The following is a 24,115-nucleotide window of genomic DNA, read 5'->3' as shown; positions in this document are numbered from 1 at the left end:
TCTGTATTCCTTTGTACAGCGGCAGGCATCGCATTGTGAAGCCCAGCCAATTACATCAGCGTGTCCCCAGGCAATGGGGAGTCCGGTTTTTTCCCTGGATTTTTCCCGCGGTTGTCCGCCGGCCGAAATCGCGGCGTGATGTGCGGGCCGCCATATCTACCCGCGTAGATTCTCCGGGCGGGTACGCTGAGGGAAGCTCGGGGGGCCGGGGGATTCCCCCGGAGAACACAGCAGCAGAACCAGCCGCACCACACCACCGGGAGTGCCAGTGGCACGCGTCGTAGTCGACGTCATGCTCAAGCCGGAGATTCTCGACCCGCAGGGACAGGCGGTGCAGCGCGCACTGCCCCGTCTGGGTTTCGAGGGGATCGCCGACGTCCGCCAGGGAAAGCGCTTCGAGCTCGAAGTGGCGGGGCCGGTCGACGACGCCGCCCTCGCCCGCATCCATGAGATGGCCGAGACCTTCCTCGCCAACACCGTCATCGAGGACTTCGTCGTGAAGGTGGAGTCGTGACCGCTCGTATCGGAGTCGTCACCTTCCCCGGCACGCTCGACGACCGGGACGGCCTGCGGGCCGCTCGCATCGCCGGGGCCGAGCCCGTCCAGCTCTGGCACCGCGACAAGGACCTCAAGCAGGTCGACGCGGTGGTCCTGGCCGGTGGCTTCAGCTACGGCGACTATCTGCGCGCCGGAGCCATCTCCCGCTTCTCGCCGGTGATGGAGACGGTCATCGAGCAGGCGAAGGCCGGTATGCCGGTACTCGGCATCTGCAACGGCTTCCAGATCCTCACCGAGAGCCATCTGCTCCCGGGCGCGATGCTGCGCAACGATCATCTGCACTTCGTCTGCCGCGACCAGAAACTCCGGGTCGAAAACGCCGGCACCGCCTGGACCGCGGATTACTCCGCCGGCCAGGAGATCTCGGTCCCGCTCAAGAACATCGACGGCCGGTACGTCGCCGACGAGCACGTCCTCGACGAGCTGGAGGCGGAGGGCCGGGTCGCCTTCCGCTACCTCGACGGCAACCCCAACGGGTCGCTGCGCGACATCGCCGGCATCACCAACGCGGCCGGCAACATCGTCGGCCTGATGCCCCACCCCGAACACGCCGTGGAGCCGCTGATCGGTACGGGCCGTACCGACGGCCTCGGATTCTTCACCTCGATCCTGAAGAAGCTGGTAAGCGCCTCATGACCCTGGACACCGTCAAGCACGCGAGCGAGACGCCCGACGTCGAGCAGCCCTGGAAGGAGCTCGGCCTCAAGGAGGACGAGTACGTCCGGGTCCGCGAGATCCTCGGCCGCCGCCCGACCGGTGCCGAGCTGGCCATGTACTCCGTCATGTGGTCCGAGCACTGCTCGTACAAGAGCAGCAAGGTGCACCTCAGGCAGTTCGGCGAGAAGGTCCCCGCCAACGAGGCCATGCTGGTCGGCATCGGCGAGAACGCGGGCGTCGTGGACGTCGGCCAGGGATACGCCGTCACCTTCAAGGTCGAGTCGCACAACCACCCGTCGTACGTCGAGCCCTACCAGGGGGCCGCGACCGGCGTCGGCGGCATCGTCCGCGACATCATCGCGATGGGCGCCCGGCCGGTCGCGGTCGTCGACCCGCTGCGGATGGGCGCCGCCGACCACCCCGACACCAAGCGGGTGCTGCCAGGCGTGGTCGCCGGCATCGGCGGCTACGGCAACAGCCTGGGCCTGCCGAACATCGGCGGCGAGCTGGTCTTCGACGCCTGCTACCAGGGGAACCCGCTGGTCAACGCGGGTGCCATCGGTGTGATGCGGCACGAGGACATTCATCTCGCCAAGGCCTCGGGCCCCGGCAACAAGGTGATCCTGTACGGCGCCCGCACCGGCGGCGACGGCATCGGCGGCGCCTCCATCCTGGCCTCCGAGACCTTCGACGCCACCAAGCCGTCGAAGCGCCCGGCCGTCCAGGTCGGTGACCCCTTCCAGGAGAAGCTCCTCATCGAGTGCACCCTGGAGGCCTTCGCGGAGAAGCTGGTCGTCGGTATCCAGGACCTCGGCGCGGCCGGTCTGTCCTGCGCGACGAGCGAGCTCGCGTCCAACGGCTCCGGCGGTATGCGGGTCGAGCTGGACGACGTACCGCTGCGCGACTCCACGCTCTCGCCCGAGGAGATCCTCATGAGCGAGTCGCAGGAGCGCATGTGCGCGGTCGTCGAGCCGGAGAAGGTCGGCCGCTTCCTGGAGATCTGCGAGAAGTGGGACGTCATCGCCACCGTCGTCGGTGAGGTGACGGAGGGCGACCGGCTGGAGATCTTCTGGCACGGCGAGAAGATCGTCGACGTCGACCCGCGCACGGTGGCCCACGACGGCCCGGTCTACGACCGCCCGTACGCCCGTCCGGACTGGCAGGACGCCCTCCAGGCCGACGACGCGAACAAGCTGGCGCGGCCGGAGACCTCCGAGGAGCTGCGCGCGCAGGTCCTCAGGCTGGTCGGCTCGCCGAACCAGGCCTCGAAGTCCTGGGTCACGGACCAGTACGACCGGTTCGTCCAGGGCAACACCGTTCTCGCGCAGCCGGAGGACTCCGGCATGATCCGCGTCAACGAGGAGACCGGCCTCGGCGTCGCCATCGCCACGGACGGAAACGGCCGCTACACCAAGCTGGACCCGTACACGGGCGCGCAGCTCGCGCTGGCCGAGTCGTACCGCAATGTCGCCGCCTCCGGCGCCCGGCCGCTCGCCATCTCGGACTGTCTGAACTTCGGCTCGCCGGAGGACCCGGACGTCATGTGGCAGTTCGCCGAGGCCATCCGTGGTCTGGCGGACGGCTGCCTCCAGCTCGGCACCCCGGTGACCGGCGGAAATGTCTCGCTCTACAACCAGACGGGCGAGGCGGCGATCCATCCCACGCCCGTGGTCGCCGTCCTCGGTGTGATCGACGACGTCTCCCGGCGGACCCCGATCGCCTTCAGGGAGACGGGCCAGCTTCTCTACCTCCTCGGTGACACCCGCGAGGAGTTCGGCGGCTCGGCCTGGTCGCAGGTCGTCCACGACCACCTCGGCGGGCTGCCGCCGGCCGTGGACCTGGACCGGGAGAAGCTGCTCGGCGAGATCCTGATCTCGGCGTCCCGCGACGGAATGATCGACGCGGCGCACGATCTGAGCGACGGCGGTCTGATCCAGGCGATCACCGAGTCCTGCCTGCGCGGCGGGAACGGCGCGCGTCTGGTGGTGCCGGACGGGCTCGACGCCTTCACGTTCCTGTTCAGCGAGTCGGCGGGCCGCGCGGTCGTCTCCGTACCGCGCAGCGAGGAGCTCCGCTTCACCGACATGTGCGGCGCGCGCGGACTGCCCGTGACCCGGATCGGCGTCGTGGACGGCGACGACGTCGAGGTCCAGGGTGAGTTCAGCCTCGCGCTGAGCGAGCTGAAGGACGTGCACGAGGCGGCCATCCCGGCGCTGCTCGCCTGACCTCGTGGTGATCACCCGCACGTGATTGGCTGGTGCCGCACGCGTTATGCCGTGCGGCACCAGCCACCGCGAAGGGGAGGACCCATGTCCGGGTCGTACGAATACAAGGTCGTCACATTCCGGGAGTCGCTCATCGGCGACGCCCTGGACAGCGACAAGCTGGAGAAGACGCTCAACAAGCACGCGGAGGACGGCTGGGCCCTCAAGGCCATCACGGCCGCAGACGTCAAGGGCCGTATCGGTCCCGGCGCGGTGGAGGGTCTCCTCCTCACCCTGGAGCGTCCCCGCCAGGCGTGATCCCCCGGGAAGCCGCCCGCCGTCCGCGCGCCCGCGGCGGCGGGCGGCCCGGCTCACCGGGGTCGGTAGCCTCACCGCTATGCCACCGGCCAAGAAGCGCACCCGCAGCTACGACCCCGCCAAGACCCGTACCGCCGTGCTGGCCCAGTTCGGGAACGTACGCGAAGCGGTCGGCGCGCTCACGCCCGACCAGCTCTCGCTGCCCACCGCACTCGGCGACTGGACCGTACGCGAGCTGGTGGCGCATCTGGCCATGGCGGTCGAGGCCGTGAACCGCGGACTGGAACAGCCCCCGCCGGCCGGGCCCCTGATCACCCCGCTGGAGTGGCCGTTCGCGACGGCGTCCCGCGCCCCGGCGATCGCCGAGGACATCCGGGCGCTCTCGGCGTCGTCCGCACCGGACGAGCTGTTCGAGCGCACCGCGGACCGGGCAGCCCGGCTGCTGCCCGGAGCGCCGGACGACCGGCCGCTGGCGTTCCGGCTCGGCGCCATGCGGCTGGCGGACCTCCTGGTCACCCGTACCGTCGAGCTGGTCGTGCACACCGACGACCTGAACCGGGCGGCCGGGCTGAGCATCCCGTACGACCGGGGGGCGCTCGCCGTCTGCACCCGGCTGCTCGCCGACGCCCTCGCGGTGAAGGCGCCCGGCGCGTCGACCGAGGTACGGGTGCCGCCGTACGCGGTGGTGCAGTGCGTCGAAGGCCCCCGGCACACCCGCGGCACCCCGCCCAATGTCGTCGAGACCGACCCGGTCACCTGGATACGGCTGGCCACCGGCCGGATGTCCTGGGCCGAGGCGCTGGACACGGCGCGGGTGAGCGCGAGCGGGGAGCGCGCGGATCTCTCCGCTCTGCTTCCCCTCATGGGATGACTCGTCGGAAAGCGGGGCGAGGGGCCGCACCGGCAACCGGGTGACGGGCGGCGGAGGACGGAACCGGGGGCCCACCGGCCTCGTCCCACTGGCATGCAGAAGCAGCAGATCATCACTGTCACTGCCGTCGCACTGCTCACGCTGGCCGCGTGCGGCACGGAGCGCGGGCCCGGCTCGGAAGGCGGCGGAGGTCCGGCAAGGACCGGGCTTCCGCTCACCGATGTCCGCTGGAACGTCGACAGCGTGACCGTCGGCGGCAAGAAGACGGCCGCGCCCGCCGGTGCCAGCGTGGAGATCGGCACCAAGGGCCGGGCCAGCGCCCGTACGGGCTGCAACTCCATCGGCGCGGACGTCACCGTCGAGGGCGACACGATCACTGTGGGTGACAAGCAGTCCACGCTGATCGGCTGCCCCGAGAAGCTCCAGGACTTCGAGAAGGCCCTGAGCGGCACCTTCTCAGGGAAGCTCAAGGCCCGGGTGGACGACAAGCGTCTGACGCTCACCACGGCGGGCGGCGACTCCATCGCTCTGACCTCCGAGCCGCCGGCGCCCCTCGGCGACACCAAGTGGACCGTGAACGCCCTGGTCGCCGGGGCCACCGCGAAGTCCCTGCCGGACGGGACGGACGGGACGGCCTATTTCACGTTCCGTAACGGCTCCGTGGAGGGCAGCCTCGGCTGCAACCGCTTCAGCGGCCCCGCGGAGATCTCCGGATCCACGGTCACCTTCGGCCGGATCTCCGCCACGCGCAAGCTCTGTCCGGGCCCGGAGATGACGGTGGAACGCCAGGTGCAGAAGGTGCTGGAGGGGAAGGTCACATATGACCTGCACCACCGCGGTCTGACCCTCAAGACCCCGGACGGCCAGGGCCTGAGCGCTGTCGCGGCCCCGCCCGGGAAGTGATCCGGAGGCCCGGACCGCATCCCCAATTCGGACCAGTGGTCGATCTCGCCTACACTCGGTGGCGTGCCTCGTGGTGATGGACGACTCAACCACGACCTGCTCCCCGGTGAGAAGGGCCCCCAGGACGCTTGTGGCGTCTTCGGAGTCTGGGCCCCGGGTGAAGAGGTCGCCAAGCTCACCTACTTCGGACTGTATGCCCTGCAGCACCGTGGACAGGAGTCCGCGGGCATCGCAGTGAGCAACGGCTCCCAGATCCTGGTTTTCAAGGACATGGGCCTGGTCTCCCAGGTCTTCGACGAAACCTCCCTCGGCTCCCTCCAGGGCCATATCGCGGTGGGCCATGCCCGCTACTCCACCACCGGAGCCTCGGTGTGGGAGAACGCGCAGCCGACCTTCCGGGCCACGGCCAACGGCTCCATCGCGCTCGGACACAACGGCAATCTGGTCAATACCGCCCAGCTCGCCGAGATGGTCGCGGATCTGCCCAAGCAGAACGGCCGGTCGACCCAGGTCGCCGCGACCAACGACACCGACCTGGTGACGGCTCTCCTGGCCGGCCAGACGGACGACGACGGCAAGCCCCTCACGGTCGAGGAAGCCGCCGCGAAAATACTGCCCGACGTGCAGGGGGCGTTCTCGCTCGTCTTCATGGACGAGCACACGCTCTACGCGGCCCGTGACCCGCAGGGCATCCGCCCGCTGGTTCTCGGCCGTCTGGAGCGCGGCTGGGTGGTCGCCTCCGAGAGCGCCGCTCTCGACATCTGCGGCGCGGCGTACGTCCGTGAGATCGAGCCGGGCGAGCTGATCGCCGTCGACGAGAATGGTCTCCGTACCCAGCGATTCGCGGAAGCGAAGCCCAAGGGCTGCGTTTTCGAGTACGTCTACCTGGCCCGTCCCGACACGGACATCGCCGGGCGGAACGTCTATCTGTCCCGTGTGGAAATGGGCCGGAAACTCGCCAAAGAAGCGCCCGTCGACGCGGATCTGGTCATAGCGACCCCGGAGTCCGGTACGCCGGCCGCGATCGGCTACGCGGAAGCCAGCGGCATCCCCTACGGCTCGGGCCTCGTCAAGAACGCCTATGTCGGCCGGACCTTCATCCAGCCGTCCCAGACCATCCGCCAGCTCGGCATCCGCCTCAAGCTGAATCCGCTCAAGGAAGTCATCCGCGGCAAGCGCCTGGTGGTCGTCGACGACTCGATCGTCCGCGGCAACACCCAGCGCGCCCTGGTCAGGATGCTCCGTGAGGCGGGCGCCGCCGAGGTCCACATCCGGATCTCGTCCCCGCCGGTCAAATGGCCGTGCTTCTTCGGCATCGACTTCGCCACCAGGGCCGAACTGATCGCCAACGGCATGACGATCGAGGAGATCGGGGCCTCCCTGGGCGCCGACTCCCTCTCGTACATCTCCATCGACGGCATGATCGAGGCGACCACCATCGCCAAGCCGAACCTGTGCCGTGCCTGCTTCGACGGCGAGTACCCGATGGATCTTCCCGACCCCGAGCTGCTCGGCAAGCAGCTCCTGGAGACCGAGCTGGCGGCGGGCCCCGCGAAGACCGCGGCCGCCGAAGCGCTCCGCCGTCCGTGACAGTCCCGTCCGACGACCGAATGCCGACAGGAAAGTTCCCAGCAATGTCCGAGACGACTACTGGTGCGAGTTATGCCGCCGCGGGCGTCGACATCGAGGCCGGTGACCGCGCGGTCGAGCTGATGAAGGAGTGGGTGAAGAAGACGCAGCGCCCCGAGGTCCTCGGCGGCCTCGGCGGTTTCGCCGGCCTCTTCGACGCCTCCGCCCTCAAGCGCTACGAGCGTCCGCTGCTCGCCTCCGCCACCGACGGTGTCGGTACGAAGGTCGATCTCGCCCGCAAGATGGGCGTGTACGACACGATCGGCCACGATCTGGTCGGCATGGTCGTCGACGACCTGGTCGTCTGCGGCGCCGAGCCGCTCTTCATGACCGACTACATCTGTGTCGGCAAGGTCCACCCCGAGCGTGTCGCCGCCATCGTCAAGGGCATCGCCGAAGGCTGTGTGCTGGCCGGCTGCGCCCTGGTCGGCGGCGAGACCGCCGAACACCCCGGACTTCTCGGCGAGGACGACTTCGATGTCGCCGGCGCCGGTACGGGTGTGGTCGAGGCGGACCGGCTGCTCGGCGCGGATCGTATCCGTACGGGTGACGCGGTGATCGCCATGGCGTCCTCCGGGCTTCACTCCAATGGATACTCGCTGGTCCGGCATGTCGTCTTCGACCGGGCCGGCTGGTCGCTGGACCGCGAGGTCGCGGAGTTCGGCCGCACCCTGGGCGAGGAACTGCTGGAGCCCACCAAGATCTACTCGCTGGACTGTCTGGCGCTGACCAGGACCACCGAGGTGCACGCGTTCAGCCATGTCACCGGGGGCGGTCTCGCCGCCAACCTGGCCCGGGTGATCCCGGACCATCTGCACGCGACGGTGGACCGCTCGACCTGGACGCCCGGCGCGGTCTTCGACGTCGTCGGCACGGCGGGCCGGGTGGAGCGCCTCGAACTGGAGAAGACGCTGAACATGGGCGTCGGCATGATCGCCGTCGTCCCGGCGGAATCAGCCGGCACCGCGCTCACCACACTGGCCGACCGGGGCGTGGAAGCCTGGGTCGCCGGAGAGATCACGGAGCGCGCCGGTCATGCCACCGGAGCGGCCCTGACCGGCGACTATCTGAGCTGATGGCCCGCGCGCCCCTCGCCGCCGTCCGGTCTCCCCGTACCGCCCGGCGGCGAAGCGCCCACGGGCAGCACTGAACCCGGTCCAGGACGAAGGCCCCGGACCGGGTCGGTGACTGTTCGAGGTATACGGACGTCAAGCGCCGCGGCGCTGCGCCGAGGGCCCGGACTCGTCGTCCTCGTCCTCGTCGTCGTTGTACAGATCCGCGTACTGTGCGTACGGGTCATCTTCCTCGTCGTCATCCTCGAACGGCTCGCCGTTCGGCGGTTGACTCGAAGGCGATGCGCCCAGCTCATTGGCCAGACGCGACAGGTCAGTCCCGCCGCTGTTGTACTTCAGCTGGCGGGCGACCTTCGTCTGCTTGGCCTTGGCCCGGCCGCGCCCCATGGCTCGACCCCCTCGGTGACGGGGCTCGACGGCCCCAGAGTCTTGACACGCGTTCATGAATCCGAACGAGCTCTCCGCGGAGAGACCCGTCCGTAGGGCTTCAACGGTACCTGCTTCCGCGGCCATACGGTACGCCGCCCGCATGACGCGCCCCGGAGCAGGACCAGCGGGGCGCCCCGTCCTCGCTGGTCAGCTGCGATTTTAACCTCTTCTTGAGGGGCGACCCGCCGACCGGCGTGAGTCTCGTCTCCCCGGCGCCCGGGCCGCCACCCCATCGGGCTCAGCGGCGGCGCGCCTCCGCCATGCGCTGCTCGGCGATCCGGTCCGCAGCCGCAGCCGGCGGAATACCGTCCTCATTTGCGCGTGCGAAGATTTCCAGCGTGGTGTCGAAGATCTTCGCGGCCTTGGCGCGGCACCGCTCGAAGTCGAATCCGTGCAGCTCGTCGGCGACCTGGATCACGCCGCCCGCGTTCACCACGTAGTCGGGCGCGTAAAGGATGCCGCGGTCCGCGAGGTCCTTCTCGACCCCCGGGTGGGCGAGCTGGTTGTTGGCCGCTCCGCACACCACCGTCGCGGTCAGGACGGGCACGGACTCGTCGCTGAGCGCGCCGCCGAGGGCGCACGGCGCGTAGATGTCCAGGCCCTCGGTGCGGATCAGCGCCTCGGTGTCGGCGACGGCGGCCACGTCCGGGTGCCGCTCGGTGATCCGGCGCACCGACTCCTCCCGGACGTCCGTGACCACGACCCGCGCGCCCTCCTGGAGCAGATGCCCGACCAGGTGGTGCCCGACCTTGCCGACGCCCGCGATGCCGACCGTACGGCCGCGCAGCGACGGGTCGCCCCAGCGGTGCTGGGCGCTCGCCCGCATGCCCTGGAAGACGCCGAAGGCGGTCAGGACCGACGAGTCGCCGGCGCCGCCGTTCTCCGGGGAGCGTCCGGTGGTCCACGCGCACGCGCGGGCCACGACGTCCATGTCGGCCACGTAGGTGCCGACATCGCAGGCGGTCACGTACCGGCCGCCGAGCGAGGCCACGAACCGGCCGTAGGCCAGCAGCAGCTCCTCGGTCTTGATCTGCTCGGGGTCACCGATGATCACGGCCTTGCCGCCGCCGTGGTCGAGCCCGGCCAGGGCGTTCTTGTACGACATGCCGCGGGAGAGGTTCAGCGCGTCGGCGACGGCCTCTTCCTCGGACGCGTACGGATAGAAGCGCGTGCCGCCGAGGGCGGGGCCCAGGGCGGTCGAGTGAAGGGCGATGACGGCCTTGAGCCCGCTGGCGCGGTCCTGGCACAGAACGACTTGTTCATGTCCTCCCTGCTCCGAGCGGAACAGGGTCTGCAGGACGCCGTCGGTCACATCGGTCACTGTGGTGACTCCCAAGTACGAAGCGGCGGTGGGAAGTCCCTCCTGCGGGTGGGGAGGGACCGGTTGGGCACGAGGGTAAGTCCTGCGGTGAGAGAGATCAGCCCCAGTGCCGAGGATCACCCTCCTGGCGGGTACGGGCGTGGGACGATCACCAGATGCCGGCGGTGTCTTCTGTGGTTGTCCCTTACGCGTCCTACCTGCGGGTGTACGAGCCGCTGGCGGCCTTCCCGGAGCCCGAGAGGGGTCACTGGGCACGCTACGCCCGGCGCGGCCGTACGCCCACCGCACAGGACGAACTACGGCGTTCCCTGGCCGACTTGCTGCCGACCCCGCCGGTCCCGGTGCCGGTCCACGAGAGCGCGGACGCGTTTGTGACCGAGGTGGACGGAGTTGTGTGCGTCTGTCCCTGGCGGACCCGGCTGCGCGGCTGGCTGGCGCTCGAAGAACTTGGGAACGTCCTGCCGACGCCACTGCTGGACGTGGTGCTGCCGCCGGTGGTGCGGGGCCAGGCCGTGGCGGACTACGAGCGCTGGCGGGACCGCAACCCGGACGCGCGGCCGTGGATCAGGACGGCTGTCTGGCAGGTGCCGGTGCGCTGGTTCGCGCTCTTCTCCGACGACGAGCGCGAGTACGAGGCGGGCGGGCCGGGGGTGCCGGTGCTGCGGTACCGGACGCCGATGGTCCAGGCCAGGCGGCGGCTGGCCCGCGCGCTGAAGACCCTGCGGGACACGGTGGACGACGGGCCGCTCATCACGGGCCTGGTGGATGTGGGACGGTGGCTGGAGGAGTTCCATCCGCGTTCGCTGGTCGAGCTGGACTACGGGGGCCTGGTGCACGCGCTCTCCGGGGCCCAGCTCGCGGAGGACCGTTCGGCGGCCGATGTGGCGGCCGGCATCGCCGCGCTGCGGGACGGGGACGGCGAGGGGGCCGGTGAGGCGTACGGGCGGCTCATGGAGCGCTGGCGGGCCGTGAGCGACCGCCAGTTCGCGAACTGAGCCCGGCGCGAAGAGCGCGCCGTCGCCCGCCGTCGCGCTCCCTCGCATCCCCTCGCCGGTGTCCCCTGCGCCGCTTTCGCGGCCCGCCCCGGGGCGGAGGTCCCGATCCGGGCCTTTGGCTCAAGCGTGATGGACCGCACTAACAGGGCCCTTGCGCCCATCGCCCACCCTCGTGTCAAAATAGGACAAGGAGTCCGGTTGGGGCTCCTTCCGTACGGGTAGGGGCGGAATGCTCTGTATTGCACTCTGTGTGGGGGATCTGTTGACGCCTGATCGCTGTGTGACTGATCGTATCTGTGACGTGACTGTCCGCTATGGCATGGTCCATCGGCTTCCGCCGCTGATGAACACCTCAGAGGGCAATTCCATCGGTTTGGCCGACGTGGCTGGACGGATGGTGTAGTTGTAGTGCCGAGGACAAGCCGTTCGTCCTATAACCGACTCGGCCCGCGTCCGCCATTTCGGGCAACGCGGGTCAAGGTGCAGAATTTAGAGGAAAGAACCGAGATGGTTCGGTTCTCCCGAGGAGGCCGCTCATGACCGCTCGCACCCCTGATGCCGAGCCGCTGCTGACCCCGGCTGAGGTTGCCACGATGTTCCGCGTGGACCCGAAGACGGTCACTCGCTGGGCAAAAGCCGGCAAGCTCACGTCCATCCGCACGCTCGGTGGGCATCGCCGGTATCGCGAGGCAGAGGTCCGCGCACTGCTTGCGGGTATTCCGCAGCAGCGCAGCGAGGCCTGAACACCCCAGCAAGGCTCAATAAGGCACTACAAGCAGGGCACAGCCGGGTCCCCCAACTCGGTCGTCCCGACCCATAGCTCCACACGACGGGCGCCTGCCCCAACAGGCCCCATGCCCTCGCAACACGGGTAAGTCGTCGATCGCGCTGGACTCCGCCGAGTCCAGCGCGATCTTTTTTTGTGTGCCGTGACCGTGCCGTCCCGGTGCTGATCGGCCCCTGTGGTGAGGGTGGGGCGGCTGCTTCCGGTGGGGGTGCGGAGTGGGTGCAATTGCACATATTAAATTGGTGCATTGTAGGCAGGGTGTAAGCGTCGCCGTTCCAGAAACCCGTTCGGTGACTCGCGTCACACTCTCCGGACCCTGCCGGACCGGGGCGTCAGGGGGCGGAAGAGCTCTGGCCGTCGCTCAACTCCTCGTCGGAGAAGTCGTCCTCGGCCGACACCGGCTCCATGGCGAGCCGTTGGAGGCGATGGCAGACCGGGCAGTACCCGGTGCGGTGCGGATGGCCGGACGCGGCCGCCAGATGCGCGCGCAGCAGCGCGCGGGTCTCGTGTCTCGCTGTCGAAGTCATCACGAACGCCACCCCCCGGTGGGCCCTGGATACGAGGAATCAGGGGTCCTGATGCCTGAGTACCCCCGACGGCGGGCCCCGTCAAGACGGACGGGGCCGGTCCTGGCTGATTTGGGCCCGGCATTACTGCGGCGTTGCCGCGGCATCGGCTGCACGTGCCGTGGCCGACGCGGTCGGGGCCCGGACCCCCGGGCCTCCCGGACCCGCCGTGGACGTGCGGAAAGCGAGAGAGCCCGCATCCGGTGAGGATGCGGGCTCTCTCATTACTGCGGTCCTGACGGGATTTGAACCCGCGGCCTCCACCTTGACAGGGTGGCGAGCACTCCAAGCTGCTCCACAGGACCAGGGGCCACGGCCACCTGTGACCGAGTCACCCGGTGTCGCCGCTCTTGGCTGCGAGACAGACTGTACAGCAGCTCGAAGGGTCCGGTCGAACTCACGCCTGGCGACGACCGTGTCACGGCGCGGCCGCGTCGATCGCCTTCAGGATGCGCTTGTCGGAGACGGGCTGGGCGGTGCCCAGGGCATGGGCGAAGTAGCTCACCCGCAGCTCCTCGATCAGCCAGCGGATGTCCAGGACCTCCTGCGGCACCGGCCGTCCCCGCGGCAGCTCACCGAGCAGCCAGGCGTACTCGTCCTGCATCTCGTGGACCTTCTCCATCCGCGTGGTGTCGCGCTGGACGCTCGTCGGCATCTGCTGCAACCTCCGGTCCACCGCGACGAGATAGCGCATCAGGTCCGGCAGCCGGCGCAGCCCGGTGCGGGTGACGAAGCCCGCCGGCACGAGCGCCGCGAGCTGGTCCTTCACGTCCTGGACGTTGTTCACCAGCACCAGGCTGTTCGTGGCCTTCAGACGGCGCTCACAGGCCTGCCAGGCGGCCAGGATCTGCTGGACCTGGCCGACGGTCCGTACGGTCGCGTCGACGAGATCGGCGCGGACCGAGTCGTACAGCTTGCGGTACGCCTCCTCGTCCCAGGCCGGGCCTCCGTGATCCGCGATCAGCTTGTCGGCGGCGGCCGTCGCGCAGTCCTCGAACAGCGCCTGGACCGAGCCGTGCGGATTGCGGGACAGCGCCAGCTTCTGCTGGTTGGTCAGTTTGTCCGAGGCGAACTTCGCCGGGCTGACCGGGATGTTCAGGAGGATCAGCCGTCGCGTGCCGGCCCACATCGCCTGCTGCTGCTCGGCCTCCGTGTCGAAGAGCCGTACGGCCACGGTCCCGCCCTGGTCGACCAGGGCCGGATACGCCTTGACGGGCTGGCCGGCCCTGCGGGTCTCGAAGATCCGGGACAGCGTCCCGATCGTCCAGTCGGTCAGACCGGTGCGTTCGATCGCCTCGCCGCCCGAACGCTCCGCGGTGGCAGCGGCGGCCTGGGAGAGCGCCTGGCGGGCCTTGGGACGCAGCCGCAGCTTCAGCGCGTCGAGATCCTTGTCCTCGGCGATCTTGCGCCGCCGCTCGTCGACGATCCGGAACGTGATCTTCAGATGTCCCGGGACCCTGGACAGATCGAAGTCGTCGCCCGTGACCGGCACCCCGACCATCCGCTGGAGTTCGCGGGCGAGCGTCACCGGCAGCGGCTCGGGAAGCGACTGGGCCGGATCGCGTCCCTCCGGTGCCGCCGCGCGCTCCAGAAACGCCCGCGCGTAGTTCGGCGCGGGCACGTAGTGGCGCCGGATCGGCTTGGGCAGGGAGCGGATCAGCTCCATGACGACCTCCTCGCGCAGCCCCGGGATCTGCCAGTCGAAGCCCTCGGAGGTGACCTGGTTCAGCACTTGGAGCGGCACATGGACGGTCACACCGTCCGCGTCCGCCCCCGGTTCGAACTGGTACGTCACGCGGAATGTGAGCTGCCCCTGGCGCCAGGAGTCCGGGTAGTCGTCCTTGGTGACGGACCCGGCCTTCTCGTTGATGAGCATCGACCGCTCGAAATCGAGCAGCTCGGGATCCTCCCGGCGCCTGGCCTTCCACCAGGAGTCGAAGTGCGCGCCGGAGACCACGTCGTCCGGCACCCGCTGGTCGTAGAAGTCGTAGAGCGTCTCGTCGTCCACGAGGATGTCGCGGCGCCGGGCGCGGTGCTCCAACTCCTCGACCTCGCCGAGAAGTTTGCGATTGTCATGGAAGAACTGGTGGTGCGTGCGCCAGTCGCCCTCGACGAGCGCGTTGCGGATGAACAGCTCCCGGGACGCCTCCGGGTCGATCCGCCCGAAGTTGACCTTCCGCTGGGCGACGATCGGCACGCCGTACAGCGTCACCTTCTCGTACGCCATCACGGCCGCCATGTCCTTCTCCCAGTGCGGCTCGCTGTAGGTCCGCTTGAGGAGATGCCCGGCGAGCGGCTCGATCCACTCGGGCTCGATCTTCGCGTTGACCCGGGCCCAGAGGCGCGAGGTCTCCACCAGCTCGGCGGACATGAGGAAACGCGGCGGCTTGCGGAAGAGCGCGGAGCCCGGGAAGACCGCGAACTTCGCGTTGCGGGCGCCCAGGTACTCGTTCTTGCCCGACGCGTTCCTGCCGCCCTCCGCCCCGGCGCTCTTGCCGCTCTCGTTCCCGGTGGTCTTCACGTCCTTCATGCCGATGTGCGACAGCAGCCCGGCGAGCAGCGAGACATGGATGGCCTGGTCGCCCGCGTCCTCCTCGTTGAGATGGATACCGAGCTGCCGGGCGACCGTACGGAGCTGGGAGTAGATGTCCTGCCACTCCCGGATGCGCAGGAAGTTCAGATACTCCGACTTGCACATACGGCGGAAGGCGGAGGAGGACAGCGTCTTCTGCTGCTCCCTGATGTACCGCCAGAGATTGATGAAGGCGAGGAAGTCGGACGTCTCGTCCTTGAACCGGGCGTGCTGCTGGTCGGCCTGGGCCTGCTTCTCGGCGGGGCGCTCGCGCGGATCCTGGATGGAGAGCGCGGCGGCGATCACCATCACCTCGCGTACACAGCCGTTGCGGTCGGCCTCGATGACCATACGGGCGAGGCGCGGGTCGACGGGAAGCTGCGAGAGCTTCCGGCCGAGCTGGGTCAGCCGCTGTCCCTTCCTGCCGTCCGGGGCCCGGCCGTCCTGGGCTCTGCCGTCCTGGGCGGACTTCTGTTCCGGGCCGAACGCGCCCAGCTCCTGGAGAAGCTGCACACCGTCACGGATGTTGCGGTGGTCCGGCGGGTCGATGAACGGGAACTTCTCGATGTCGCCCAGGCCGGCCGCGGTCATCTGGAGGATGACGGAGGCCAGATTCGTACGGAGGATCTCCGCGTCCGTGAACTCGGGCCGCGAGACGAAGTCGTCCTCGGAGTACAGCCGGACGCAGATGCCGTCCGACGTACGGCCGCAGCGGCCCTTGCGCTGATTGGCGCTGGCCTGCGAGATCCGCTCGATCGGCAGCCGCTGCACCTTGGTGCGATGGCTGTAACGGGAGATACGGGCATTGCCCGGGTCGATGACGTACTTGATGCCCGGGACCGTCAGCGAGGTCTCGGCGACATTCGTGGCCAGCACGATCCTGCGGGTGGCGTTGCCCGAGGGCCGCTGGAAGACACGGTGCTGCTCGGCGTGCGAGAGCCGGGCGTAGAGCGGCAGGACCTCGGTGTGGCGCAGCTTGCGCTTCTCCAGCGCGTCCGCGGTGTCACGGATCTCACGCTCACCGGAGAGAAAGACGAGGATGTCGCCGGAGCCCTCGGCCTGGAGCTCGTCGACGGCGTCGGAGATCGCGGTGATCTGGTCGCGGTCACCCTCGTCGCCGTCCTCCTCCAGCAGCGGCCGGTAGCGGACCTCGACCGGGTACGTACGGCCGGAGACCTCCACGATCGGCGCGTCGCCGAAGTGGCGGGAGAACCGCTCCGGGTCGATGGTCGCGGAGGTGATGACGACCTTGAGGTCCGGGCGTCTGGGCAGGAGCTGGGCCAGATAGCCCAGCAGGAAGTCGATGTTGAGGCTGCGCTCGTGGGCCTCGTCGATGATGATCGTGTCGTACGCGAGCAGCTCACGGTCCGTCTGGATCTCCGCGAGCAGGATGCCGTCGGTCATCAGCTTGACGAAGGTCGCGTCCTGGTTGACCTGGTCGGTGAAGCGGACCTTCCAGCCGACGGCCTCGCCCAGCGGTGTCTCCAGCTCCTCCGCGACCCGCTCGGCGACGGTACGGGCGGCGATCCGGCGGGGCTGGGTGTGCCCGATCATGCCGCGGACACCGCGGCCGAGTTCCAGACAGATCTTGGGGATCTGGGTCGTCTTGCCGGATCCGGTCTCACCCGCGACGATCACGACCTGGTGGTCGCGTATCGCCTCCAGGATCGTGTCCTTCTTCTGGCTGACGGGAAGCTGCTCTGGATAGCTGACCGCGGGCACCCGGGACCTGCGGCCCCGGGTCCGCTCGGCGGCCTTCTCGGCCTGACCCGCGATCTCGTCCAGCACGGCCTGCCGTGCGTCGGGTTTACGAATGCGCCGTGCGCCCTCAAGCCGGCGACCGAGCCGCTGCGCGTCACGCAGCGAGACGTCGGCCAGCAGGGTCTGGAGGTCGGCGAAGGAAGTAGACATACCGAAACCAGGATCTCACCCGTGGCTCGGGGGAGGCGAACCCATTTCGAGCGGCGGACGGGCGCACGGCGAAGCCCCTCACCGAAAATCCCGGTGAGGGGCTTCCTGCCCGTGATGGGCGTTGGTGGCTGGGGCCGGGATCGAACCGGCGACCTATCGCTTTTCAGGCGATCGCTCGTACCAACTGAGCTACCCAGCCACGCAACCTCGCGGCTGCAGCGGTCCTGACGGGATTTGAACCCGCGGCCTCCACCTTGACAGGGTGGCGAGCACTCCAAGCTGCTCCACAGGACCAAGCAATGTGCGAGCACAAGTCTCGCACACGTGTTGCGTGCCCCCAACGGGATTCGAACCCGTGCTACCGCCTTGAAAGGGCGGCGTCCTGGGCCACTAGACGATGAGGGCTAAGGGCCCGCCTGGGCGCTTTGCAGCGCGTCGGGGACGTGAGAAGCATATGGGATGCGGGGAGCTATCGCCAAAACGGTTTACGGGGCGGGTACGGGGACGGCCGGGGAGGTCGGCGGGGGTGAGGCGGTGCCGGGGCGCGCGGGGCGCACCGGCACAGAGGCGTCCGGGCTCGGCGTGTCCGACGGCGTGGCCGTGCCCGGTGTGTCCGGCGTCGGGGCCGTCCCCGGGGCCCCGGCCTCCGCCGGGAGGTGGCGGCTGACTTCGGCCGTGGTCAGGCCGAGGCCGCCCAGGGTGATCTCGTCCCACGCCTGGAGCCGCTTGGTCGTACGGTCCAGATAGAGCACCGAGGCGCGTACCTGCTCCGGTTTGTCGTTCTGTACGGCGCGCAGGCCGCCGCCGCCCGTGGAGCCCTCGATCTTCAGCCGGGTGCCGTGCGGCATGACCTCGGTCTCCCGGTGGTGCACATGGCCGGCGAGGACGAGCGGGACCAGGCCGTCGGTCTCGCGGGCCGCCACCGGGTTGTGGGCGACGGCGATGTCCACGGCGGTGCCGGCCTGTTCCTGCGCGCGGAGGGCGGAGGCGAGCCTGATGCCCGCCATGCTCTCGGCCGGATCGCCCTGGGCCGCCGTCGAGCGGTCGGGGGTGAACTGCGGGTCGCCCCAGCCGGCCACGCGTACCCCGGCGACCGTCACGGCCCGGCCCTCGTCCAGGACCCGTACGTTCTTCAGGCGCTGGAGGTATCGCTGGGTGACGTCCGAGTCGTGGTTGCCGCGGACCCATACATAGGGGACACCGAGATCGGCGATGGGATCGAGGAAGCCGTTCTCGGCGGCCGAGCCGTGGTCCATGGTGTCGCCGGAGTCGATGATCACGTCGATCCCGTACTGCTCCACGAGTGAGCCGATGATGTGCCAGGCCGCCGGGTTGAGATGGATGTCGGAGACGTGCAGCACCCGCAGGGTGGCCGGGTCCGGCTGGTACGTGGGAAGCGTCGACGTCGCGTCGTACAGCTTGGTCACATTGGTGACCAGCCGCGCCAACTCCTTCTGGTAGACGTCGAAGTCGGTGACGATCGAGCGGGCGCTGCCGACGACCTGGGGTGCGGAGGAGAGCAGTCCGGAGAACTTGGGCTCCAGCACCGACTTCGGGTTCCAGGTGGCGTACGCGCCGGCGCCGGAGGCGGCGAGCAGGGCGAGCGCGAGCCCGCCGGCGGCCAGCGCGCGGCGCGGCCTGCGGTAGACGGCGAGGCCGAGAGAGACCGCTCCGGAGACCACGGCGACACAGGAGCGCACGGCCAGCTCCGTGGCGCCGTCCCGGACGTCGCCGGTGACCTCGCTCTGGAGGCCGGAGAGGCGTTCCGGGTGCTCCACCAGGGCCTGGGAGCGGACCGGGTCCAGCCGGTCGACATCCACGTCGAGACGGATGGGAGCGGTGTGGGTGCTCAGCTCCAGCGCGCCCAGCGGCGCGACATTGATCTTGGTGCCGCCGGTCAGCGAGGGGCGCAGGGTCATCCGGGTGTCCATCGGGCCGACCGGGGACCGCACGCTGCCCAGGGTCAGCAGCCCGAGCCAGGCCCCCAGGAGCACCACGGCGGTCAGGCCGGCCGCGCGGGCCCAGGGACGGGGGGCGGGGGCGAGCACGCTCGCCGGGCCCTCGCGGCGGGCTCCGAGCCGGCCCCGGACGCGGAGGAGCGTGGCACGGAAGGGGAAACGGAGCACATCACGGGGCATTGGGGCCGTATGCCCAGGCCGACGGAGCGTCATGCGTGGCGCGATCCGGCCGGTCCCGGGGCCGTCCGGCCGCCGCCGGCGCGCGGATCCGCGGAGACCGGCGCGCGACCGGGCAGACGTGATCGCGTGACCTACGTGACAATGGCGGGGTGCTGGAGATGACGCGCGAGGAGTTCGAGGAACTGGTCGCAGAGGCGCTGGACCGGATCCCGCCGGAGCTGATGCGGCTGATGGACAACGTCGCGGTGTTCGTGGAGGACGAACCCGAGGCGTCCGACCCCGAGCTGCTCGGGCTCTACGAGGGGACTCCGCTGACCGACCGGGGCGAGTGGTACGCGGGCGTGCTGCCCGACCGGATCACCGTCTACCGGGGGCCGACGCTGCGGATGTGCGCGACGCGCGAGGGCGTGGTGGCGGAGACGGAGATCACCGTCGTGCATGAGATCGCGCACCACTTCGGGATCGACGACGAGCGGCTGCACGCGCTCGGATACGGCTGAGTGAGCGGCCCGGGACCGCCGGAGTGTCCGTCCTGGCCGGTCCTTGGGCATTTGCGCCGCCTTCCCGTGTCTCTGGCGCGTCTCTGGCGTGTCCCTGTCCAGGAACAGGGCGCGTCCGGGCGTGTCCCCCACGGGGAAAAGGGAGTTGGGCAGTGAAACTCTTCCCTCGCCGTCGGCGGGGAGACCCCACTCATGCCCGGAGGTGCGCTCGTGCGCCAGTTCTCCGCCCCAGGCCGTCTCGTTGTCCGGATTGTCACGTCTCTGGCGGTCGCGGCCTCCGCCGGCTGTATGAGCGTCGGTGACGACGAAGGCAAGCAGGCCCCCACGCGCCCGGCGGACAGCCGCGGCGCCGCCGCCGAGCCCGACGGCGGTACGAGTTCGGGCACCGGGGTGCGGGCGCCCGGAGCCTCGCAGAGCCATATGGGGGAGGACGGCGTGGAGCCCGCCGGTCCGGACGAGCCGGGCAAGAACGGTTCCCCGAGACCCAGTTCACGGGCCGAGTCCTCGCCGGCGCCCACCAAGGGGGCGCGTCCCAGGCCCGCCGGGCCGACTCCGCCGCGGGACGAGCCCGTACCCCCGAAGGAGCCGCCGCGCTCCCAGCCGCCCGTCTCCCCGCCGCCCGTGCAGACCCCGGCGCCGGATCCCGGCCCGGGTCCCGATCCCGAGCCCGAGCCGGAGCCGACGATGCCGGTCGACCCGCCGAACGAGTCGCCGGCGGCGGACATGCGCACCGCGCTGATGGCGATGGAGGACGGGATGGGCATGCGCAAGGAGGTGCTGGCGTCACCACAGATGGGGCCGGTATGAGCGCGGCGCCGGGCCCGAACGCGGCCCGGATCCGGGTCCCGCGCGCGCCCCGCGTCGGACGGTACGGGGGCGGTGTGACGCGGTCGCCGCGGAAGCGGTTTGCCTAAGTGGGGGGAGGGTGCGTATGGTAGTAGATCGTTTGATCATTGCCCGGCGCCGACACAGAAGAGCGCCGCGTGGCGCGTACTCTCCCTTGCCGTGGCTGGACCGCATTGAGGCGGTCGATTTGCGAATCACGGAGTTTGGGCGCGTGCCGAGACTCCGGAAGGTTTCGCATTTCGCATGTCCATTTCCAGTACTGACCACGCCGTCATGCCCGAGAACGAGTCCACCGAGACGGTCGCCGATGTGATCGTCGACACAGTGGAGACCGTCGAGGGACCGGAGGCCGCAGTGGCGTCCGAGACGGCCGCCGAGACCGGCGACTCTCCCGAGGCCCCCGAGGCCCCCGAGGCCCCCGAGGCCCCCGGGACGGAAGAGGCTTCCGAGGCCCCGGGCCTCACGTTCAGCGACCTGGGCCTGCCGGACGGCATCGTCCGCAAGCTCGGCCAGAACGGCGTCACGGCGCCCTTCCCGATCCAGGCCGCGACCATCCCGGACGCCCTGGCGGGCAAGGACATCCTGGGCCGCGGCCGTACCGGCTCCGGTAAGACGCTCTCCTTCGGCCTGCCGCTGCTGGCCACGCTGGCCGGCGGGCACACCGAGAAGAAGAAGCCGCGCGGCATCATCCTCACGCCGACCCGTGAACTGGCCATGCAGGTGGCGGACGCGCTTCAGCCGTACGGCGATGTGCTCGGCCTGAAGATGAAGGTCGTCTGCGGCGGTACGTCGATGGGCAACCAGATCTACGCCCTGGAGCGCGGCGTCGATGTGCTGGTCGCCACCCCCGGCCGGCTGCGCGACATCATCAACCGCGGCGCCTGCTCGCTGGAGCAGGTCCAGATCGCGGTCCTCGACGAGGCCGACCAGATGTCCGACCTGGGCTTCCTGCCCGAGGTCACCGAGCTGCTCGACCTGGTGCCCGCCGGCGGCCAGCGCATGCTCTTCTCCGCCACGATGGAGAACGAGATCAGCACGCTGGTCAAGCGGTATCTGACCAACCCGGTCAGCCACGAGGTGGACAGCGCCCAGGGCAATGTCACGACCATGACGCACCACGTGCTCGTCGTGAAGCCGAAGGACAAGGCCCCGGTCACCGCGGCGATCGCCGCGCGCAAGGGCCGCACGATCATCTTCGTCCGTACCCAGCTCGGCGCCGACCGTATCGCCGAGCAGCTCCGCGAATCGGGCGTGAAGGCCGACGCGCTGCACGGCGGCATGACGCAGGGCGCGCGGACCCGGACGCTGGCCGACTTCAAGGACGGTTACGTCAACGCCCTGGTCGCCACCGACGTCGCCGCGCGCGGTATCCACGTCGACGGCATCGACCTGGTGCTGAACGTGGACCCGGCCGGCGACCACAAGGACTATCTGCACCGCTCGGGCCGTACGGCGCGCGCCGGCAAGTCCGGTGTGGTCGTCTCGCTGGCGCTGCCGCACCAGCGCCGCCAGATCTTCCGGCTGATGGAGGACGCGGGCGTCGACGCCACGCGCCACATGGTCGGAGGAGCCGGCGCGTTCGACCCGGAGGTCGCCGAGATCACCGGCGCCCGCTCGCTCACCGAGGTCCAGGCGGACTCCGCGAACAACGCGGCGAAGCAGGCCGAACGTGAGGTCTCCGACCTGACCAAGCAGCTTGAGCGCGTCCAGCGCCGCGCCGTCGAACTCCGCGAGGAGGCCGACCGCCTGGTCGCCCGCGCGGCGCGCGAGCGGGGCGACGACCCGGAGGCGGCGGTGGCCGAGGTGGCCGCCGAGGCCGAGCGCGCGGTGGAGGCCGCGGCGGCTTCCGTACCGCACCAGGCGGCGCCTCGCGAGGAGCGCCGGGACAAGCGGGACGACCGGGGCAACTTCGAGCGCCGTGACGACCGGGGCGGTTTCAACCGTGACCGCCGTGACGACCGTGGCGGCGAGCGCGGTGGCTTCAACCGCGACCGCGGCGGCGACCGTCGTGACGACCGCGGCGGCGACCGCGGTTTCCAGCGCCGTGACGACCGGGGCGGTTTCAACCGTGACCGCCGTGACGACCGAGGTGGCGAGCGCGGTGGCTTCAACCGCGACCGTAACGAGCGCAATGACCGCGGCGGCGACCGTGGCGGCTTCCAGCGCCGCGACGACCGCCCCTCGGGCGGCTTCCGCAGGGACGACCGCCGGGAGAACGACCGCGGTGGCGACCGTGGCGGCGAGCGGGGCGGCTTCAACCGCGACCGCAACGAGCGCAACGACCGGGGTGGCGAGCGCCGTGACGACCGCGGCGGCCGCACCTTCGAGCGCCGCGACCACCGCACCGGCAGCGACCGCCCGTTCAACCGCGACCGCCGCGACGACCGCCCCGCGACCGGCTTCCGCTCCGGCGGCCACGACCGCCCGTACACCGCCCGCCGTGACGACCACCGCGGTGGCACCACGGGCACCGGCACCGGTTCCTTCGGACGCCGCGACGACAAGCCGCGCTGGAAGCGCAACGGCTGACCTCCGGCTGAGCTGATCCGGACCTTCTCGATCCGGACCTGACGCCGCGACAGGGCCCGTGTTCCGCCTTCAGGGTGGATCACGGGCCCTGCGCGTCCCTCCCCGGGACGCCTCCGCCCGCCCCCGCCGCCGACGCGCGACATCCCCGCGACGGGATACCCGATCGGCGCACCGCTCCGGGCGGGCTATGCTCGTGGGTGTTGTGCCGAGGGCCGTTAGCTCAATTGGCAGAGCAGCGGACTTTTAATCCGTTGGTTGTGGGTTCGAGTCCCACACGGCCTACCTCTCAGCCCCGGGTCGGAGCTCCTCCGACCCGGGGCTGCTGTCGTCATCGGGGCTCTGGACCCGGGGCCGGCCGTGCGCCGAGCAGGTGGCGGAAGCGGCTGTTGCTCGCCGCCGAGCCCTCTCTCCGACTGTGGCCGTCCACTGCCGGCGGGCGGCCGGCGGTGGGAGGTATCGCGACACACGCACGCTGTCAGTCACCGTGCTCATCGTCGCCCGTCCTTCAGGCGGGGACATGGCAGAACCCCGGCACGCCGTGATGGCGGCCGGGGTTCTCCGGTGAAGCGGCTGACGGGGCGTCGGGCGCCCCCGGGTCAGGACGTGCCGGCCGGGGTTCCCAGCAGTGCCGACGCCGTTTCGAGCTGGGTGGGGGCGACGGTGGGTACGGGTTCTGCGGCGTCCCGGCAGGTGAAGCCGAGGCGGACCAGCGCCCTGGTCACCTCACCGGCGGTGAAGTCGCGGCGGTCCTGCCGGGTGATCACTTCCCCCACCTGCTTGACGGGGTAAGTGCGGCGGTTGATGATCACGGACGCACCCGTGACGGGCTCGGGCTTGATGTGCTTCATCGCTTCCTGCACCTCGCTCTTGACGAGTTCGAAGGGGAAGCGGGCGATGACGCAGCGCATAGTGCCTCAGCGGGGTCGTGGGAGGACTGAAGGGATGTGCCGGCCGGGCGGATCGGTCGGAGAGGCCGGGACACCAGGGTGTACCCGTTCCCGTCGATCACGCGGGAGGCCCGCAGGTCCGGTCCCGCGCGGCGCTCCACCGCGGCGCCCGGAGGCAGTCGCGGTGGAGCGGCGAGTCGTGCGGGTGACCGGCTGAGTCGCTGTTACGCGGCGTTGCCGAGAGTGGAGCGGCGCCGCGCCTGGGCGGGGCGGCTGCGCCGGCCGCGGGACGAGGAGGCGCCGCGCTTCGGGCGTTCCACGACGGGGTTGGTGATGGTGACGGGGATGCCGGTGGGGGCCTGGGCGCCGGTGATGCGGGTGAGGGCGGCTTCGCCGGAGCGGACCTGGGTGGTCTGCGGGG

The 24,115-nt window shown here is 70.2% G+C and carries 19 protein-coding genes, 5 tRNA genes and 1 pseudogene; 14 read left to right on the top strand and 11 right to left on the bottom strand.

The window, feature by feature from the left end; all coding sequences use genetic code 11:
* Positions 1-268: 268 nt before the first annotated feature.
* The 8 genes from purS (at position 269) to purM (ending at position 8,216) form a co-directional block, all read left to right on the top strand.
* Complete coding sequence (purS, locus tag ABZ707_RS11175) at positions 269-514, top strand: phosphoribosylformylglycinamidine synthase subunit PurS (protein WP_360171431.1); 246 nt, start codon at positions 269-271, stop codon at positions 512-514.
* Positions 511-1,194: a phosphoribosylformylglycinamidine synthase subunit PurQ gene (gene purQ / locus ABZ707_RS11170; RefSeq protein WP_360171428.1), complete on the top strand. Its 684-nt coding sequence runs from the start codon at positions 511-513 to the stop codon at positions 1,192-1,194. Before purS ends, purQ begins: the two co-directional genes overlap by 4 nt.
* A complete protein-coding gene (purL, locus tag ABZ707_RS11165) occupies positions 1,191-3,440 on the top strand; it encodes a phosphoribosylformylglycinamidine synthase subunit PurL (protein WP_360171425.1) in 2,250 nt (749 codons plus the stop codon). Before purQ ends, purL begins: the two co-directional genes overlap by 4 nt.
* Positions 3,441-3,524: 84 nt before the next feature.
* A complete protein-coding gene (locus ABZ707_RS11160; RefSeq protein WP_319683990.1) occupies positions 3,525-3,737 on the top strand; it encodes a DUF4177 domain-containing protein in 213 nt (70 codons plus the stop codon).
* A gap of 79 nt (positions 3,738-3,816) precedes the next feature.
* Complete coding sequence (locus tag ABZ707_RS11155; RefSeq protein ID WP_360171422.1) at positions 3,817-4,608, top strand: sterol carrier family protein; 792 nt, start codon at positions 3,817-3,819, stop codon at positions 4,606-4,608.
* A gap of 93 nt (positions 4,609-4,701) precedes the next feature.
* Entirely contained in the window at positions 4,702-5,511 is an 810-nt protein-coding gene (locus ABZ707_RS11150; RefSeq protein ID WP_360171419.1) for an META domain-containing protein, read from the top strand.
* A gap of 63 nt (positions 5,512-5,574) precedes the next feature.
* Positions 5,575-7,101 (top strand): amidophosphoribosyltransferase, encoded by a 1,527-nt coding sequence (gene purF, locus ABZ707_RS11145; RefSeq protein WP_360171416.1) that lies wholly within the window; start codon positions 5,575-5,577, stop codon positions 7,099-7,101.
* A gap of 44 nt (positions 7,102-7,145) precedes the next feature.
* On the top strand, positions 7,146-8,216 hold the full coding sequence (purM, locus tag ABZ707_RS11140) for a phosphoribosylformylglycinamidine cyclo-ligase (protein ID WP_360171413.1): 1,071 nt from the start codon (positions 7,146-7,148) through the stop codon (positions 8,214-8,216).
* Between the two features lie 132 nt (positions 8,217-8,348).
* Here the strand turns inward: purM and ABZ707_RS11135 are convergent, their stop codons facing one another.
* Both ABZ707_RS11135 and ABZ707_RS11130 read right to left on the bottom strand, forming a co-directional pair.
* The gene (locus ABZ707_RS11135) at positions 8,349-8,600 is read right to left on the bottom strand and encodes a DUF3073 domain-containing protein (RefSeq protein ID WP_319683984.1); all 252 of its coding nucleotides are present in this window, start codon (positions 8,598-8,600) and stop codon (positions 8,349-8,351) included.
* A gap of 280 nt (positions 8,601-8,880) precedes the next feature.
* A complete protein-coding gene (locus ABZ707_RS11130) occupies positions 8,881-9,963 on the bottom strand; it encodes a Glu/Leu/Phe/Val dehydrogenase dimerization domain-containing protein (protein WP_360171410.1) in 1,083 nt (360 codons plus the stop codon).
* Between the two features lie 155 nt (positions 9,964-10,118).
* Here ABZ707_RS11130 and ABZ707_RS11125 point away from each other — a divergent pair, with 155 nt between their 5' ends.
* The gene (locus ABZ707_RS11125) at positions 10,119-10,958 is read left to right on the top strand and encodes a hypothetical protein (protein ID WP_360171407.1); all 840 of its coding nucleotides are present in this window, start codon (positions 10,119-10,121) and stop codon (positions 10,956-10,958) included.
* Positions 10,959-11,494: 536 nt separating this feature from the next.
* Positions 11,495-11,701, top strand: a complete 207-nt coding sequence (gene bldC, locus ABZ707_RS11120) for a developmental transcriptional regulator BldC (protein ID WP_003949541.1) — start codon at positions 11,495-11,497, stop codon at positions 11,699-11,701.
* A 376-nt stretch (positions 11,702-12,077) separates the two neighbouring features.
* On the opposite strand, the gene ABZ707_RS11115 is transcribed toward bldC, so the two are convergent.
* The 7 genes from ABZ707_RS11115 to ABZ707_RS11085 form a co-directional block, all read right to left on the bottom strand.
* On the bottom strand, positions 12,078-12,272 hold the full coding sequence (locus ABZ707_RS11115) for a DUF6274 family protein (RefSeq protein ID WP_360171403.1): 195 nt from the start codon (positions 12,270-12,272) through the stop codon (positions 12,078-12,080).
* A 269-nt stretch (positions 12,273-12,541) separates the two neighbouring features.
* Positions 12,542-12,616, bottom strand: a tRNA-Asp gene (locus tag ABZ707_RS11110).
* 113 nt (positions 12,617-12,729) lie between these two features.
* Complete coding sequence (hrpA, locus tag ABZ707_RS11105) at positions 12,730-16,794, bottom strand: ATP-dependent RNA helicase HrpA (protein WP_360171401.1); 4,065 nt, start codon at positions 16,792-16,794, stop codon at positions 12,730-12,732.
* Between the two features lie 122 nt (positions 16,795-16,916).
* A tRNA-Phe gene (locus ABZ707_RS11100) sits at positions 16,917-16,993 on the bottom strand.
* Positions 16,994-17,013: 20 nt separating this feature from the next.
* Positions 17,014-17,088 (bottom strand) — tRNA-Asp (locus ABZ707_RS11095).
* A 38-nt stretch (positions 17,089-17,126) separates the two neighbouring features.
* A tRNA-Glu gene (locus ABZ707_RS11090) sits at positions 17,127-17,199 on the bottom strand.
* 80 nt (positions 17,200-17,279) lie between these two features.
* Positions 17,280-18,932 (bottom strand): metallophosphoesterase, encoded by a 1,653-nt coding sequence (locus ABZ707_RS11085; RefSeq protein ID WP_360171398.1) that lies wholly within the window; start codon positions 18,930-18,932, stop codon positions 17,280-17,282.
* Between the two features lie 149 nt (positions 18,933-19,081).
* On the opposite strand from ABZ707_RS11085, the gene ABZ707_RS11080 reads away from it, so the two are divergent.
* From ABZ707_RS11080 to ABZ707_RS11065, 4 genes are all read left to right on the top strand, one after another.
* Positions 19,082-19,432 carry a metallopeptidase family protein gene (locus ABZ707_RS11080; RefSeq protein WP_360171395.1) on the top strand — a complete coding sequence of 117 codons (351 nt, stop codon included), beginning with the start codon at positions 19,082-19,084 and terminating at the stop codon, positions 19,430-19,432.
* Between the two features lie 192 nt (positions 19,433-19,624).
* The gene (locus ABZ707_RS11075; protein ID WP_360171392.1) at positions 19,625-20,239 is read left to right on the top strand and encodes a hypothetical protein; all 615 of its coding nucleotides are present in this window, start codon (positions 19,625-19,627) and stop codon (positions 20,237-20,239) included.
* Positions 20,240-20,521: 282 nt separating this feature from the next.
* Positions 20,522-22,807: a DEAD/DEAH box helicase gene (locus ABZ707_RS11070; RefSeq protein WP_360171389.1), complete on the top strand. Its 2,286-nt coding sequence runs from the start codon at positions 20,522-20,524 to the stop codon at positions 22,805-22,807.
* Between the two features lie 209 nt (positions 22,808-23,016).
* A tRNA-Lys gene (locus ABZ707_RS11065) sits at positions 23,017-23,089 on the top strand.
* 314 nt (positions 23,090-23,403) lie between these two features.
* Here ABZ707_RS11065 and ABZ707_RS11060 read toward each other — a convergent pair.
* Positions 23,404-23,715 (bottom strand): SCO5918 family protein, encoded by a 312-nt coding sequence (locus ABZ707_RS11060; protein ID WP_360171386.1) that lies wholly within the window; start codon positions 23,713-23,715, stop codon positions 23,404-23,406.
* A 203-nt stretch (positions 23,716-23,918) separates the two neighbouring features.
* Positions 23,919-24,115, bottom strand: a pseudogene (locus tag ABZ707_RS11055) (ATP-dependent helicase); the annotation flags it as partial.

Source organism: Streptomyces sp. NPDC006923 (assembly GCF_040635655.1).
Classification (GTDB): domain Bacteria; phylum Actinomycetota; class Actinomycetes; order Streptomycetales; family Streptomycetaceae; genus Streptomyces.
The sequence above is the reverse complement of the archived record's forward strand: the minus strand, read 5'-3'. Positions and strand labels throughout refer to the sequence as shown.

Coding starts and splice junctions, on each gene's coding strand:
- purL (WP_360171425.1), top strand. CDS start 1,191: ATGACCCTGGACACCGTCAAGCACGCGAGCGAGACGCCCGACGTCGAG.
- ABZ707_RS11160 (WP_319683990.1), top strand. CDS start 3,525: ATGTCCGGGTCGTACGAATACAAGGTCGTCACATTCCGGGAGTCGCTC.
- ABZ707_RS11155 (WP_360171422.1), top strand. CDS start 3,817: ATGCCACCGGCCAAGAAGCGCACCCGCAGCTACGACCCCGCCAAGACC.
- ABZ707_RS11150 (WP_360171419.1), top strand. CDS start 4,702: ATGCAGAAGCAGCAGATCATCACTGTCACTGCCGTCGCACTGCTCACG.
- purM (WP_360171413.1), top strand. CDS start 7,146: ATGTCCGAGACGACTACTGGTGCGAGTTATGCCGCCGCGGGCGTCGAC.
- ABZ707_RS11135 (WP_319683984.1), bottom strand. CDS start 8,600: ATGGGGCGCGGCCGGGCCAAGGCCAAGCAGACGAAGGTCGCCCGCCAG.
- ABZ707_RS11125 (WP_360171407.1), top strand. CDS start 10,119: ATGCCGGCGGTGTCTTCTGTGGTTGTCCCTTACGCGTCCTACCTGCGG.
- bldC (WP_003949541.1), top strand. CDS start 11,495: ATGACCGCTCGCACCCCTGATGCCGAGCCGCTGCTGACCCCGGCTGAG.
- ABZ707_RS11115 (WP_360171403.1), bottom strand. CDS start 12,272: ATGACTTCGACAGCGAGACACGAGACCCGCGCGCTGCTGCGCGCGCAT.
- hrpA (WP_360171401.1), bottom strand. CDS start 16,794: ATGTCTACTTCCTTCGCCGACCTCCAGACCCTGCTGGCCGACGTCTCG.
- ABZ707_RS11085 (WP_360171398.1), bottom strand. CDS start 18,932: ATGCCCCGTGATGTGCTCCGTTTCCCCTTCCGTGCCACGCTCCTCCGC.
- ABZ707_RS11075 (WP_360171392.1), top strand. CDS start 19,625: ATGCCCGGAGGTGCGCTCGTGCGCCAGTTCTCCGCCCCAGGCCGTCTC.
- ABZ707_RS11070 (WP_360171389.1), top strand. CDS start 20,522: ATGTCCATTTCCAGTACTGACCACGCCGTCATGCCCGAGAACGAGTCC.
- ABZ707_RS11060 (WP_360171386.1), bottom strand. CDS start 23,715: ATGCGCTGCGTCATCGCCCGCTTCCCCTTCGAACTCGTCAAGAGCGAG.